10 protein-coding genes are annotated in these 14,997 nt (G+C 50.0%); 7 read left to right on the top strand and 3 right to left on the bottom strand.

Features of this window, described 5'->3' with window-relative positions; translation table 11 throughout:
* Positions 1–758: 758 nt before the first annotated feature.
* From M2133_RS08230 to M2133_RS08210, 5 genes are all read left to right on the top strand, one after another.
* Positions 759–1,943, top strand: coding sequence for a DUF4105 domain-containing protein (locus M2133_RS08230; protein WP_277465603.1), 1,185 nt, complete (start codon positions 759–761; stop codon positions 1,941–1,943).
* The gene (locus tag M2133_RS08225) at positions 1,940–3,529 is read left to right on the top strand and encodes an alkaline phosphatase family protein (protein WP_277465601.1); all 1,590 of its coding nucleotides are present in this window, start codon (positions 1,940–1,942) and stop codon (positions 3,527–3,529) included. The genes M2133_RS08230 and M2133_RS08225 overlap by 4 nt, the downstream gene beginning before the upstream one ends.
* Positions 3,530–3,706: 177 nt before the next feature.
* Positions 3,707–7,081 carry a preprotein translocase subunit SecA gene (gene secA / locus M2133_RS08220; protein WP_277465600.1) on the top strand — a complete coding sequence of 1,125 codons (3,375 nt, stop codon included), beginning with the start codon at positions 3,707–3,709 and terminating at the stop codon, positions 7,079–7,081.
* Positions 7,082–7,248: 167 nt separating this feature from the next.
* Entirely contained in the window at positions 7,249–8,226 is a 978-nt protein-coding gene (locus M2133_RS08215) for a tetratricopeptide repeat protein (protein ID WP_277465599.1), read from the top strand.
* Positions 8,217–8,570, top strand: a complete 354-nt coding sequence (locus M2133_RS08210) for an MGMT family protein (RefSeq protein WP_277465598.1) — start codon at positions 8,217–8,219, stop codon at positions 8,568–8,570. Before M2133_RS08215 ends, M2133_RS08210 begins: the two co-directional genes overlap by 10 nt.
* Before the next feature lie 16 nt (positions 8,571–8,586).
* On the opposite strand, the gene M2133_RS08205 is transcribed toward M2133_RS08210, so the two are convergent.
* From M2133_RS08205 to M2133_RS08195, 3 genes are all read right to left on the bottom strand, one after another.
* Positions 8,587–9,720: a glycoside hydrolase family 88 protein gene (locus M2133_RS08205; RefSeq protein ID WP_277465597.1), complete on the bottom strand. Its 1,134-nt coding sequence runs from the start codon at positions 9,718–9,720 to the stop codon at positions 8,587–8,589.
* 14 nt (positions 9,721–9,734) lie between these two features.
* A complete protein-coding gene (locus M2133_RS08200) occupies positions 9,735–11,651 on the bottom strand; it encodes a sialate O-acetylesterase (RefSeq protein WP_277465596.1) in 1,917 nt (638 codons plus the stop codon).
* A gap of 69 nt (positions 11,652–11,720) precedes the next feature.
* Positions 11,721–12,941, bottom strand: a complete 1,221-nt coding sequence (locus M2133_RS08195; protein ID WP_277465769.1) for an acetylxylan esterase — start codon at positions 12,939–12,941, stop codon at positions 11,721–11,723.
* A 421-nt stretch (positions 12,942–13,362) separates the two neighbouring features.
* On the opposite strand from M2133_RS08195, the gene M2133_RS08190 reads away from it, so the two are divergent.
* Positions 13,363–13,809, top strand: coding sequence for a MarR family winged helix-turn-helix transcriptional regulator (locus M2133_RS08190; RefSeq protein WP_277465595.1), 447 nt, complete (start codon positions 13,363–13,365; stop codon positions 13,807–13,809).
* A complete protein-coding gene (locus tag M2133_RS08185) occupies positions 13,802–14,992 on the top strand; it encodes an MFS transporter (RefSeq protein ID WP_277465594.1) in 1,191 nt (396 codons plus the stop codon). Before M2133_RS08190 ends, M2133_RS08185 begins: the two co-directional genes overlap by 8 nt.
* Positions 14,993–14,997: the final 5 nt, after the last annotated feature.

Here is a 14,997-nt window from a genome sequence, read left to right as displayed (position 1 = left end):
CAACTATTCCCATTCCCGCTTGTTACGCATATCTCTCGGGAAGTGCCAAAAAGTCCAGGACAACTTGTTTTCTCCCATGAACATGTTGCAGATGGCCCAGGAGGAGGAGGAGGCGTTGGAGGATTACTCGCAATAACACTTACGCAATATTGCATAAATAACAAAATAACCATAGTGAATACAACTTTCTTTTTCATATTTATTTTTTTAAGTTAACACTTGCCGAATATAAATGACCCAATAAATACAGCCAATTTGTTTTTGTTAATAAATCATAACCGCTCAATCTTTTTGTCAATTCAAAAATAACGATTTAAAATGATTGATATTTTGTTTTGTAGCAAATAAAAATGCATTGACGATAAATATATTGCAAAACGACATCAGAGATCGCCAATTTGCTGTCAAATGTATATTCTTGGTCGAATTATTATCAATTCAAATAAAAAATGCTCTTATGCTTATGATAAATCTTATATTGGCTATGATAGTAATAACGCTAAGTATTATTTGAGGCGTTGAAAATCTTATGGAAATGCGATTTGACATATTGCAAACTCCTATAGGTAGTATGCACGCGTACGAGCTATAGTGTGACGCCGTACTACATATAGTATGAGCTAGCACTATATATAGAAACGTTTTTTAACATATTATATTGTCACAGAATAACATTTCACAACTTTCTGGGGTGATTCCCCGGGGAAATTTAAAATACTCACTACCTTTGCACTGTTCATTGATTTTAATAGAAAACCATGAAGAAAATACTTGTATTGTGCCTGTTGTGGACCGTTTTGTTTCCCCTGAAAGCACAATGGCAATTGAGCGAAGAAGCAAAGATCAGTATATTGACCAGCGCGCCGCATGACGAAGCAGTGTTTACGGTTTTCGGGCATGCAGCCTTCCGGGTTTATGATCCGGCATTTGATTACGATATGGTGTTTAATTACGGTATCTTTGATTTCTCCAAACCCAACTTTATCTTGCGCTTTGCCTTGGGGCATACCGATTATATCCTGGGGGTGAATAGGTATATTTCTTATATTGCCGAATACCAGATGCGGGGAAGTGATGTGACCGAACAGGTATTGAACCTGAACGCGACAGACAAAAACGCATTGTATACCGCTTTGATGTTGAACGCCCAACCCAAGAACCGGGTCTACCGCTATAACTTCTTTTACGACAACTGCGCCACCCGCCTGCCGGCGATGATCGAACGTTCGATCGAAGGAGAACTGATTTATCATAACCCGCCGCATCCGAAGACGTTCCGCGAGTTGGTACACGACTGTACGGATGCGCACCGCTGGCTAACTTTCGGCATCGACCTGGCATTGGGTAGTGCGACCGACCGACCGATCACGCCGGCCGAGATGATGTTCCTGCCGGAATATGTCAAACAGGAACTGGGCGAGGCGACTGTCTATACATCGGAAGGCGAAGAATATCCGTTGATTGCCGAGACGAATGTCATCAAAGCGATCGAGGACGACGAAGCGCCAGCGATCTGGGACACGGTCTTTACGCCGGTGGTATGCGGATGGCTTTTATTTTTGATCGTTATCGCCCTATCATTCTGTGGATTAAAAAAGGGAAAGACGTTCCGCGGCATCGATATCCTCTTGTTCTCCATCGCCGGAATCGCAGGCTGTGTCCTGTTCTTTCTCTGCTTCATTTCCGAGCACCCGGCGATCTGGCCCAACTGGTCGGTCGTCTGGCTGCATCCCTTCCACCTGATCGGGGTCGTTTTGTTTGCGCTAAAAAAGGCGAAGAAAGCGGCATATTGCTATCATTTTATTAACTTTGCGACGCTTTTGCTCTTGCTGGCCGGTTGGTTTATTATCCCCCAGCAAATGAACGCGGCGTTTATTCCGTTGATTGCCACATTGGCATTCCGTTCAGGGTGGCACGTATATTGTTATAAGAAGAATAAATGAAAAAGATATTATCGTCGCTTATCATGCTTTTGGCAGTCACCAATCTGGGCGCCCAACAAGAGGTTCCCAAACTGGTGGTGTGTATCACGGTCGACCAACTGCGGGGCGATTATATCGAATATTTCTACAATACGTTCGGCGAACGGGGCTTCAAGCGCCTGATGAACGAAGGGCTGATGTATCAGAACATCCGCTTTGAATTCTCGGATATCGACCAGGCGAGCGCGTTTGCTACCCTTTTTACCGGCTCCAATCCCGCCTTTCATGGCGTTCACGGCAATAACATCTATGATTTTGATAAAGAAAGGGAAGTTTCCATACTGAACGACCCGGAATTTCTGGGCAATTACACCCCGCAAAACTATTCACCCAAAGCATTGATCAGCTCCACGATCGGTGATGAACTGAAGATCGCCTCCAAAGGACGGAGCGATGTTTTTGCCATTGCCCCTGACGCGGAGGCTGCCATTCTGTCTGCCGGACATGCGGCAAACGGTGCCTTCTGGATGGACAACTACAACGGGAAATGGGCAACAACGACCTATTACAAAGGGGTTCCCTGGTATATCGACCGCTACAATAACGGTGCGGAAGCCCTGTCCGCCCGCCTGGCAACCATGACCTGGACACCCAGTCTGCCGCTGGAACGTTACAATGCTTTTCCTTACGTACTGGATGAATTGCCTTTCAAATACACGTTCAGCGAGAAAACGGCGAATGTGTACCTCAGCCTGAAGACCTCTCCTTTTATCAATAAAGAAATCAACCGGTTGGCCAAGCAATTCCTCGAATATGCCGCATTCGGCACGCGCTCCTGCCCGGATATGCTGGCGGTTACGTATTATGCCGGCAATTACCGTCCGTTGATGAACAAGGAATACAACCGGGAAATCCAGGATCTGTATTATCAATTGGATAAGGATCTCGAAGAACTATTAGATGCGGTGGATAAGAAGGTCGGATTGAAGAACACCTTGATTGTCTTTACCGGAACCGGTTATTTCCGTAGCGAAGAGGAGTATCCCGAAGGATTGCCCCTGGGTGGCGGAGAGTTTCATCCGAAACGTTGCATTGCCTTGTTGAATATGTACCTGATGGCCATCTACGGCCAGGATCAGAACTGGGTAACCGGTTATTATAACAACCAGATCTTCCTCAACCGCAAAGCGATCGAAAACGCGAAGATCGACCTGACAGCGATTCAGGAGAAAGCAGCCGCGTTCGTGCAGGAATTCAGTGGCGTACAGTTAGTCACCACCGACCATTCCTTATTGACCGGCGACTGGAACGAAGGGACCGCCAAGTTCCGCCAGGGTACACACCATCTGGGACGGGGCGATCTGATCATCGAACTGCAACCCGGCTGGAAAATCAATTTCGACAATCCGGGCGAAAAAGTCAAAGTAATCCGCAACAATGCCGTGATCACCCCCTTGATCTTTATGGGCAACGGCGTGAAACCACAAAAAATCTACCGCGAAGTCAAAGCAACCGAGATTGCTCCTTCCGTGACGCATGTCCTGCGTATCCGGCCACCGAACGCGAGCGAAAAGCTGCCGCTTTTCGAATTGACAATTGACAATTGACAATTAAATGTCCACAGCGAAGAGGCGAAGGCCAAACACAGTACTCCTTATATTTCAGAATATTAACGAACGATAATTGCACGAATTGCGCATTGACACTATTAATTGTCAATTGTCAACCAAAGGTCGCTTAGCAAAGCGTAAAGCAATTATCAATTATCAATTAAAATAAGAACTATGGGCTTTAATGAATTCATGACCAAGCTATTCGGCAATAAGTCGCAGAGGGACTTGAAAGAGATCACTCCCTATGTGAAAAAGATACAAGCCGTTTACCCGTCGATCGAAGTACTCAGCAATGATGAGCTGCGTGCGCGTACCGACCAGATCAAACAACGCATACAGGACTATGTAGCCGACGAACGGGCACAGGTAGCCAAACTGCGCGAAGGCATCGACGACAAAGAACTCGAAGAACGGGAAGCGATCTGGGCCGAAGTCGATAAGATCGAAAAAGAGATCACCGAGAAGATGGAAGAGATCCTCGAAGAGGTATTGCCCGAAGCCTTCTCGATTGTCAAAGATACCGCCCGCCGCTTCAAAGAAAACGAAGAGACGGTGGTTACCGCCAATGATTTCGACCGCGACCTGGCGGCCAAGCACGATTTCGTGCGTATCGAAGGCGACAAAGCGATCTACCTCAACCACTGGACGGCCGGTGGGAACGAGATCCACTGGGATATGGTACATTACGATGTGCAGCTCTTCGGGGGTGTCGTCTTGCATAAAGGAAAGATTGCCGAAATGGCGACAGGGGAAGGAAAAACCCTGGTGGCGACCCTGCCGGTATTCCTCAACGCGTTGACACGCAACGGGGTGCATGTGGTAACGGTGAACGACTACCTCTCCAAGCGTGACTCGGAGTGGATGGGACCGTTATATATGTTCCACGGACTGTCTGTCGACTGTATCGATAAGCATCAACCGAACTCCGATGCCCGCCGCGCGGCTTACAATGCCGACATTACCTTCGGAACAAACAACGAATTCGGTTTCGACTACTTGCGTGATAATATGGCGATCAGCCCGAACGATCTAGTGCAACGCAAACACAATTACGCGATTGTCGATGAGGTCGACTCCGTATTGATCGACGATGCCCGTACGCCATTGATCATCTCCGGACCGATCCCACGAGGCGAAGAACAGTTGTTCGAACAATTCCGCCCGAATGTGGAAGTGGTGGTCAACGCACAAAAGAACCTGACTTCCAAACTCTTGATCGAAGCCAAACAGAAGATGGCAAGCGACGATCCGAAAGTACAAGAAGAGGGTGCCCTCCTACTCTATCGCTCTTTCAAAGGGTATCCGCGCAACAAAGCCTTGATCAAGTTCCTCAGCGAACCGGGCGTGAAGACCCAGATGCTGAAGACCGAAGCGCTCTATATGGCGGAGAATATGCGAAATATGCATCTGGTAACGGATGATCTGTATTTTGTGATCGACGAGAAGGTGAACAGTATCGAACTGACCGACAAAGGGATCGACCTGTTGACCGGTAAGTCCGACGACCCGCAGTTCTTCGTCTTGCCCGATATCGCTGCCGAACTCTCCCAACTGGATAATATCCAGGGAACAGAAGAAGAAGTACAAGCCAAGAAAGACGAGATCCTGGCGAACTACTCCGTCAAGAGCGAACGTGTACATACGATCAACCAATTATTGAAAGCCTATACCTTGTTTGAGAAAGACGATGAATATGTGGTGATGGACAATAAGGTGATGATCGTCGACGAGCAGACCGGACGTATCATGGACGGCCGCCGTTATTCCGACGGCTTGCACCAGGCGATCGAAGCCAAAGAACGGGTGAAAGTGGAAGCGGCAACCCAGACATTCGCGACCATTACCCTGCAGAACTACTTCCGTATGTACCACAAACTCTCCGGGATGACCGGTACGGCAGAGACGGAAGCAGGCGAACTTTGGGACATCTACAAACTGGATGTGGTCGTGATCCCGACCAACCGCCCGATCGCCCGTAAGGATATGAACGACCGGATCTACAAGACCAAGCGCGAGAAGTACAACGCGGTGATCGAAGAGATCAGCGAATTGGTAGAAGCCGGACGCCCGGTACTGGTCGGTACTACTTCGGTCGAGATCTCCGAGTTATTGAGTCGTATGCTTAATATGCGTAAGATCTCCCATAATGTATTGAATGCGAAGCTGCACCAGCGGGAAGCCGAGATCGTGGCCCAGGCCGGACAGAAAGGAATGGTTACGATCGCGACCAATATGGCGGGTCGTGGTACCGACATCAAGCTCTCCGCCGAAGTGAAAGCGGCAGGCGGTTTGGCGATCCTGGGTACCGAACGGCATGAAAGCCGGCGTGTCGACCGCCAGTTGCGCGGACGTGCCGGACGTCAGGGAGACCCGGGTTCTTCGGTCTTCTTCGTTTCATTGGAAGATGATCTGATGCGTCTGTTCGCCTCCGAAAAGATCGCCGGCCTGATGGACCGGATGGGCTTCCAGGAAGGGGAAGTATTGGAACACAATATGCTGAGCAAGTCTGTTGAACGGGCACAGAAGAAGGTGGAAGAAAACAACTTCGGTATCCGTAAGCGCCTGTTGGAATACGACGACGTGATGAACTCGCAACGTAACGTGATCTATACCCGCCGCCGGCATGCCCTGATGGGTGAGCGTATCGGACTCGACGTCTTGAATACCATCTACGATACGACGACGAATATCGTAGAGCAACATGCCGACGTACACGATTACGAAGGCTTCAAACTGGAGCTCTTCCGCTCTTTCGCCATCGAGTCGCCTTTCGACGAAGAGACATTCAAGAGTATGAGAGCGCCGGAACTGATCGAAAAACTATTCGAAGAAGTCCTGAAAACCTTCAAACGCCGGATGGAACGCCTGGTACAGGTGGCCAACCCGGTGATCAAGCATGTGTATGAAAATCAGGGTGCGCAGTATGAGAATATCCTGATCCCGATCACCGACGGCAAGCGGATGTACAACATCCAGTCGAACCTGAAAGAGGCGTACGATACGGAAAGTAAAGCGATCGCCAAAGCTTTCCAGAAATCAATCACCCTGCATACGATCGACGAATCGTGGAAAGAGCATCTGCGCGAGATGGACGAACTGCGCCACTCGGTACAGAACGCGAGCTACGAGAATAAAGATCCGCTGTTGATCTACAAGCTTGAATCGTACAACCTGTTCAAGAACATGGTCGATGCGATGAACCGGAAGACAGCCGCCATCCTGATGCGCGGACAGCTCCCGGTACGCGAAGAGCAACCTTCTGCCGCCGCCCAGCAACAGCAGGCTGCCGCTGCCGCCTCACGCCGCATTGCCGTGCAGCAGGCTGCGCCCGAGCGTCGCCAGGACATGAGCCGTTACCGCACGGAAAAGGCAGAGGTCGGCGCCACCAACGCGCCCGAATACAATCCGAACGCGGAAGCGATGCAGTCGGTTCGTTCGCAGCAAAAGACAGCGCCGATACGTGCCGAGAAGAAAGTCGGCCGGAATGATCCCTGTCCTTGCGGAAGCGGGAAGAAGTATAAATCTTGCCATGGGCAAGGGTTGTAAAAGAGTTTAGGAACTCATAGGAATTCATAGAAACTCATAAGAGTTCTAAGAATTTCTGTGAGTTCCTTTTCTTATGAGCTCTTATGAATTCCTGTGAGTTCTTTTTCTTATGAGTTCCTATGAGCTCTTATGAATTCTTATGAGTTCTTATAAATCCCCACTCTCAAATGAAACCTCTCCTCCTCCCCCTCCTCCTCCTAAGCTTATCCCTGCCTCTTCTGGGGCAAGAGACAGCGATCGATAGCCTGGTGCATCTGGGCATCGAACATCATGATGCCGGAGCATACGAAAAAGCCATCACGTTCTACCGCCAGGCACTGACGATCGATCCGAACGCAGAGATCGTTCTCTATGAACTGGCCATCTCCCTGGCGCAGACAGGCGCTCATTACGAAGCCATTGAATACTGCGACAAACTTATCGACCGGGGAGATAAATACGCCATACTGGCCTACAACACCAAAGGATCCTGCCTGAACGATCTGGGAAAAACCGAAGAGGCGATCGATGTGTTCCTCGAAGGCATAGAGAAAGAGGATGAATTTCATTTGCTTTATTACAATCTCGGCTTGGCTTACCGTAACCTGGAAGAATACGAAGAGGCCAAAGAGGCTTTTCTTATCGCATTAGACCTTAACCCCCAGCATGGCGGAAGCCACCTGAACCTGGGACGTACGATGATGAATCTCAACCGCCGGGTGGAGAGTCTGCTGTCACTCTATTATTTCCTTTTCATCGAAACGGATACCGAACGGGCCGAATGGGCCTACAATGCCATTCAACTCCAACTCAGCGACGCCACCGCCCGTCAGTTCGATCCGAAAGATCCTTTCTCTTCTACGGATATGATTCTCAATGAGATTGCACGCCACAACCTGGAATTCGACCGGATAGGCGATATGGAAATCTTTATCCGCACCACCGGCGCTTTCTTCACCGATCTGGGCGATCAGCAAAAGAAAAACAAAGAGGCCGGACTCTACTGGGAATTCTATATCCCTTTCTTTTCCGCGATGGCATCCGCAGCCTATACCGATGCGTTCTGCCATTACATCAGCCACAGCTTCAACAATAGTTCGGAGGAATGGCTCCGAAGGAACTCCACCAAAGTCAAACTTTTCAACGACTGGCTGCAATGGCAATAACCCCTTCGGAGAAAGACGCTATCCGGCTGGCCATCTATGAGATCGTAGAGACCGTCCCTTACGGCAGAGCCACCAGCTACGGCGCCATCGCCAAAGCGATCGGGTATCCGATGCACTCTCGCCTGGTCGGCAAGATCATGGCTTCCTGCGATTCCGCCTCGAACGGGATCCCCGCCCATCGGGTGGTCAACAGCCAGGGGCAACTCTCCGGCAAAGAAGCCTTCGGCGCCTCCCATGAGATGCAACGTATGCTCGAAGCCGAAGGCATACAGGTCGTCAACGACCGCATCGTCAACTGGCGCCAGGTATTCTGGGATCCGATCCGAGAGATCGCGCTTCCCTGATCAGCTATTTCACTCCTTAAAGTCCCAGTTTATAGATCTCTGTTGCCGCCAGGAGGAAACAGCCGACGCCATAGTCCTCAAAGTCCGGGACACTTGTATAGGTAACCGGTTGCCCGTCTTTGGGTTCCTTGCCCGTTCCCTGCACATAACCCAGGAAACCATTTGCATGCACCGCATCCTTGACCAGCGCATGCCAGGCTTTTTCGACCAGGGGCAGGTATTCTTCTTTGTTCAATAGGCCTTGGCGTATGCCCCAGGCCATGCCATAGACGAAGAGCGAAGTACCCGTCGTTTCCTTGCCGCCGTAATTTCCCGGATCGTGCAGGCTGGCATTCCAGAAACCATCCGTACGCTGACATTTCTTCAATGCCACACTCATGGAAAGGAAGTCGGCGATATAGTCGTTGCGGTGTGTTTCCGTTTCCGGGATTTCATCCAACACCCGCACCAAAGCGGCATAAACCCAACCGTTGCCACGCGACCAGTAACAATCTTCTCCATTCGGTTCTTTGTAGGGCGGCACAAAGTCGGCATCCCGCCACCATAATCCGTCCGCCGGATTGTATAGCCCTTTTCCGCCTTCGCTATTCCGGGAATGCCGGTACATCTCCCACATCTTATGATAATAGGCTTCTTCGCCTGTCGTCCGTCCCAGCTTCGCCAGTACGGGCATCCCCATCTGGATGGCGTCGATCCAGGTCCAGTCGTTCACCTGGGGCGTACCGACCAGCATATCCATCGTGGCTTTGATATTCCGAAGCATCGCCGGAGAGTCGGGGCTGATCCGGTAGAGATCGATATAGGTCTGTCCGCAACACTGATCGTCGGCATTGCGGGTGGTATTGCCATTGCGCATGCCCCACTTATGGAAATCCGCCCAGTCATAGGCATAGCGGTAATACGCTTCCCGGGGATAAATGCGGTAGAGCGCCATCAGTCCTTCGTAATAAACCCCGCGCGTCCAGATATTACTCGGCCGGAAACGGTTGACATACGAGGGTTGGGTGTAATCGGCATATTTATTCATAAAATAATCGTTCACCAATACAGCAGTCTTCAAGACTTCCGCTTGCGAAGTACTTTGTTGTGCCCTTAGTTCTCCTTGAGCCAGGAACAGACACAGGATGGATAAAAGAATGGTTGTTCTCATAATATACTTATTTATCACCAATCGTCCGTACGGAAAGGAGTGGCCGGCAATCCGGCAGCGTTATACAGGTTCACATCCGGATTATTGGCCCATCCGTAACGAACGGCTACCGGATTTTTCACCTGGTCACTCTGTACGATCACTTTATTTCCTTCGATCACCGCTTTGGCCCAATAGAATTTCCGGTCGCTGCCGGCAATGGCAAATCCTTCCACATACCCGTGTTTATTCCGTGCCGAAAGGCCTTGATCGGCATGATCGAAGGTGATGATTGCCCGATCGCCCTGAATGTCCATCGACCGATAGATAGGACTGGCATAAGCTATGTCTGTAAAGCCATAATCTTTATTTAGCGCATTCAATGCCAGGCGAAGCCCTACATCTTGTTTGTTTCGGGGATGAATATCATCTGCTTCACCGATATCGATAATCACCGCTTCGCCCGTTTGCGGCAACGACAGGGTCATCGTCTGTGCCTCGCGCAGTTTCGCCCAGTCGCTATCCACCGGCTGCTCTTCTTTCGCCATATAATTGGCCAGCTGCACCCAGTAGAACGGAAATTCTCTTCCCCACTTCGCGCGCCAGTCGTTGATCATCAACGGGAATAAGGTGCGGTAATGGTAAGCGGCCCCGGCATTATTTTCGCCCTGATACCAGATCGCCCCTTTCATCGCAAACGCAATGATCGGGTGGATCATCGCATTATAGAGCAACGAAGGATACAGATTGGGCGAGAACTCCTGGTAGCCAAACTGTTGGTTGGTCGCTCCCTCGCGGTATTTCCACTGCCCGGCCAACGGATAGGTCCGCCCGTCGATCTTCAAGGATAATTGTCCACTCTCGCTATAGAAGCCGGCGCCTCCCCCGGTATCGTACACGCGAACGGCAATCCGGTTCTGGCCTTCTTTCAAGACTCCGGCCGGAACGGCATAGACCCGGTTGAGATTATAACCGTTGGTCTCACCCACTTTCACACCATTGACCCACGTGATCTCATTGTCATCGATCATGCCCAAGCTGAGTTCGCCTGCCTTTCCGTCCACTCCGGCGGGGAGTGTGAGGTCGAGGTTGAACCACACCATGCCATGCGTATCGCCCAGTTCGGTCTGCGCCCAGAGCTTAGGCACTTCGAGCGATCGCCAGGCCGAGATATCATGCGTCGGAGCAAACCATTCCTCCCGAAGCCCCTTCTCTTGTGCGAGGGCTTGCAGGTATAATTCTTTCTTCCGCTCGTTCTCCGCCAGGAAACCATCCAGATCGGCGGGGATAGCTACCGCTTCATACCGCTTTTTGAATTCGCCGGGCAACGTATTGAACGCATCCGCGCTGGTCCAGGTTTCGACGTCGGTTCCGCCCCACGAAGAATTGATAATGCCAATCGGTACACCCGTCTCCTGATGGAGTTTGCGGGCAAAGAAATAACCCACCGCCGAATAGTCGGGCACGGTCGTCGGCGAACAGACGGTCCATTCCCCTTCCAACGCGTCCAGCGGTTTGAAACTGATATTCTTCACCACATTAAAAGAGCGGATCATCGGATGATTGGCCTCGGCGATCTCACGCGCCGCATCGTTCACATCCTTCACGGTCCACTCCATATTCGACTGTCCGCTACACACCCAGATATCGCCCAGAAGAATATCTGTCAGGATAATCGTATTCGCTCTGCCTTTGACCGTCAAGGTATACGGTCCACCCTGTTTCATCGGTTCCAGTTGCACCGTCCATTTCCCTTCGGCATCGGCTTTCGCCCGCTTGGTCTGTCCGTTAAACAAAACCTCTACCCTTTCATTTTTATCTGCCCAGCCCCATACGTTCACTTTCTGATCCCGTTGCATAACCATGTGACTCGAAAAAACAGCCGGCAACCGTACCTCCGCCATCACCAGGCAAGGCAACAAACAAATCCATAATAACAATACTCTCTTCATTTCTCTATCCTCTCCTTTTTAATTGTCAAACAACGTTCGCTTAACGAAGTAATTGTCAATTGTCAATTATCAATTATCAATTAGTTTTTCATACATCCACTCCCAAGCCTTCTCCCACTGCTCCGGATACGTCCAATGCGCCGTTTCCTCCACAATCAACATCGTTTTGGGAGCCGTAATCACATTATAAGCCGAATACATGGAAGTCGGCGGACAAACCATATCGTTATATCCCGAAGAATAAAAGCCGGGGACCTTGACCAAACGGGCAAAATTGACCACATCATAATACTTCGAGTTCTCGATCTTACGCGCAGTAACCGGATCCTTTTTATCCGCCTCGCGGAACATGTGAGGCCAGCCCCCGGCACGTCCGTTGGCATATCCGGTCAGATCCGACAAAGCCGGATAGAACGCGATAAGCCCTTTGATGCGGGAGTCGAGCCCAGCCGTAATAATCGAAAGTGCACCACCCTGGCTGCCGCCGGCCACATAGACATTCGTACCGTCGAACTCCGGCAGGCTGTAGATATAATCCACCGCCCGGACACAGCCCAGATATACCCGTTTGTAGTAGTATTCATCCTTATTGTCCAGATTGGAATGCATATATCCATTTAACGGTCCGTTGCCCAGTTCACTATAAAAAGACACCGGCAGGTTCACCGGCACCCCATGTATACCGATCTCAAAAGTGATCATGCCTTTCTCCGCATTCAGGAGATCCCCATTGTAAGGACGGGTTCCGGCACCCGGCACGCGCAGTAAAGCCGGATATTTCCCCGGCGCTTTCGGCACACATATAATCGCGTAAAGACGAGCGCCCCGTCTGAAATTCTGCAAGTTCACGTGATACACATTCACCTTTTCCGTACAGCGCTCCGGCAGCAAAGTCACTTTCGCATCCATCGGGATCTTCGCATTCTCTATTTTGGCGTTTTCCCAGAACGCCACGAAGTCGGCAGGCAAAGTCGTGGTCGGCTGTATCTTTTCCGGATTAAAACCGGCAGTAGCCATGCCCTGGTATTCCTTCCCGTCGTATTTCGCATAGACAATGCAGCGCAGGAACCCCGGTTTCTTCATCGTACCGGCATCCACCGTTGTTTTTCCGTCTTTCAACACCAAGGTCTTCGTCTGAAGCGGCTTCATCATATCTTCGGAGATCTCATAACGGATCTCTACCCCTTTCAGATTGACATCATTCCGGGTCACCTCGATATTAAATTTGACTTTCTCACCGGTCTGGTACAACCAATCGGCATGTTCAGGTGCCACGCGCACGTCGATCATCCGACTTTGCTGTGCCAATACCTCTGCCGAACAAAAGATCGCCAGAAACAGGCAGACGATCAAACCATAATGTGTCGCTTTCCTAAGGATGTTTGTAGTTTTCATCAGGATGTTTGTAGTTTTCATAAGATGGATATTAAATTATTCCACAAAGTTATCTTTGTTTCGGAAATACCCGCCTTCCATATCAAACTTTTTTATGGGCTTCCCGGGAGAGTATTTCTTCTTTTCGCAGGGAGTAATTATTTGTTGATAATTATCAACAAGCAACTACTCCCCCCAAAAGAACAAAAAATCCGGGCAAGCCCGTTCGGGTTCAAGCCGGGATTTTTGTGGCTTCTATGATAAAAAAGAAATGGGAATCGCTTGGATATAGTTTACACATAAACTATATTTGCGATACAATTAAGCGCATTCCCAAATGAAAAAGAAAATAGACAAACCCGATGAGCAACTGGGCTATCTACTTACCCAGGTATCCTTTCTGAAACAACGGATCATCAATGCGACGCTGAAAGAACTGGACATTACTTATATCCAGTTTATCATCCTGGCCGGAACGCTGGAACTGAGTATCGACGAGATCGTGACCCAACAACTGATTTCCGACAAGCGTCGCCTGGACAAAGCCATGGTATCGAATGTGGTCAAAACACTGATCGAAAAAGGCTTGATGATGCGCCACACCCATCCGGTCGACAAACGGGCGTATACCCTTTCGCTGACGGAAGCGGGCGTCGAAAAGGCCATACGTGGGAAAGAACTCGCCTTGAAAATCGACCGTACGTTTTTTTCCGGCATCGATAAAGAAAAATTCCTGGAGTCGCTTCAGATCTTAATAAACAACAATCCGAACTCCGATGAATAAAAAGACAACGCGCCCCACATTATGGACCAGGGATTTTATCCTGGTTTTCATTTCCAATCTACTCTTGTTCTATTCCTTTTATATGTTGATCCCTGTTCTTCCGTTCTATCTGATGGAGAACCTCGGGACAAGCGGTTCCGTTGCCGGCATCGTATTGGCACTTTATACGATCTCGGCCCTGTTGATCCGCCCTTTCTCCGGTTTTATCGTTGATATGTTCAGTCGCAAGCCTTTGTATCTGATCTGTTACGGTTTTTTCTGCGCGATCTTCGCCGGCTATGTCGTGGCCACCACATTGATCTTGTTTATCATCCTGCGTATTCTGCATGGTTTTGCGTTCGGGATCAGTACGGTCAGCGGAAGCACGGTCGCCGTCGACCTGATGGTATCGGAAAGGCGTGGCGAAGGGATCGGCTACTTTGGCATGGCGGCCAATCTGGCGATGGCGGTAGGGCCTGTCTCCGGCTTGTATATCCATGCCCATTATTCTTTCGACGCCTTGTTTCTCGCCGCGTTCTTTTCCAGCCTGGTCGGGTTGTTCACCATCCTATGGATCAAGCCGATCAAGAAAATCCATCCGGTGCCCGCCACGAAGCAGGCTCTATCGCTCGACCGTTTCATTCTGCTCAAAGCCCTGCCATGCGTCGCTTTTCTTTTCATCACCGGCTTAGGTTATGGCTCGGTCTTGAACTATGTAGGTGTATATAGCGAAGCGGCTCCTTTCGAATATCATGCGGGCGCTTTCTTTGTGATCCTGTCCGCCGGCATCGTACTGGCCCGTCTGATCTCCGCCCGGTCGATCAATAAAGGCAAGATCATTCAGATGGTCTATATCGGCGGGGCCTTCCTGATCCTTTCGTTTGCCTTATTTACGGTTTGTTACAGTGCCTGGATACTCTACCTGATCCCTTTCCTGTTGGGGATAGGTCTGGGCTATATCAACCCGGCATTTCAGACGATGTTTATCAATCTGGCCGAACACAATCAGCGGGGAACAGCCAATGCCACCTATTTCACTTTCTGGGACCTGGGCATAGGACTGGGCACCGCCACCGGAGGCCTGATCATCGACAAACTGAATTTCGAATGGCTCTATTTTATCTGCGCCTGCCTGTTGCTTCTCGGCCTGATCTATTTCGCCATCCGATCGGCAGCTTATTTCCAAAGAAATAAATTACGTTAAACAAA

Source organism: Parabacteroides sp. PF5-6 (assembly GCF_029504695.1).
Classification (GTDB): domain Bacteria; phylum Bacteroidota; class Bacteroidia; order Bacteroidales; family Tannerellaceae; genus QVMG01.
Note: the sequence above shows the minus strand (reverse complement) of the source record. Positions and strands in the feature narration are given on the sequence as shown.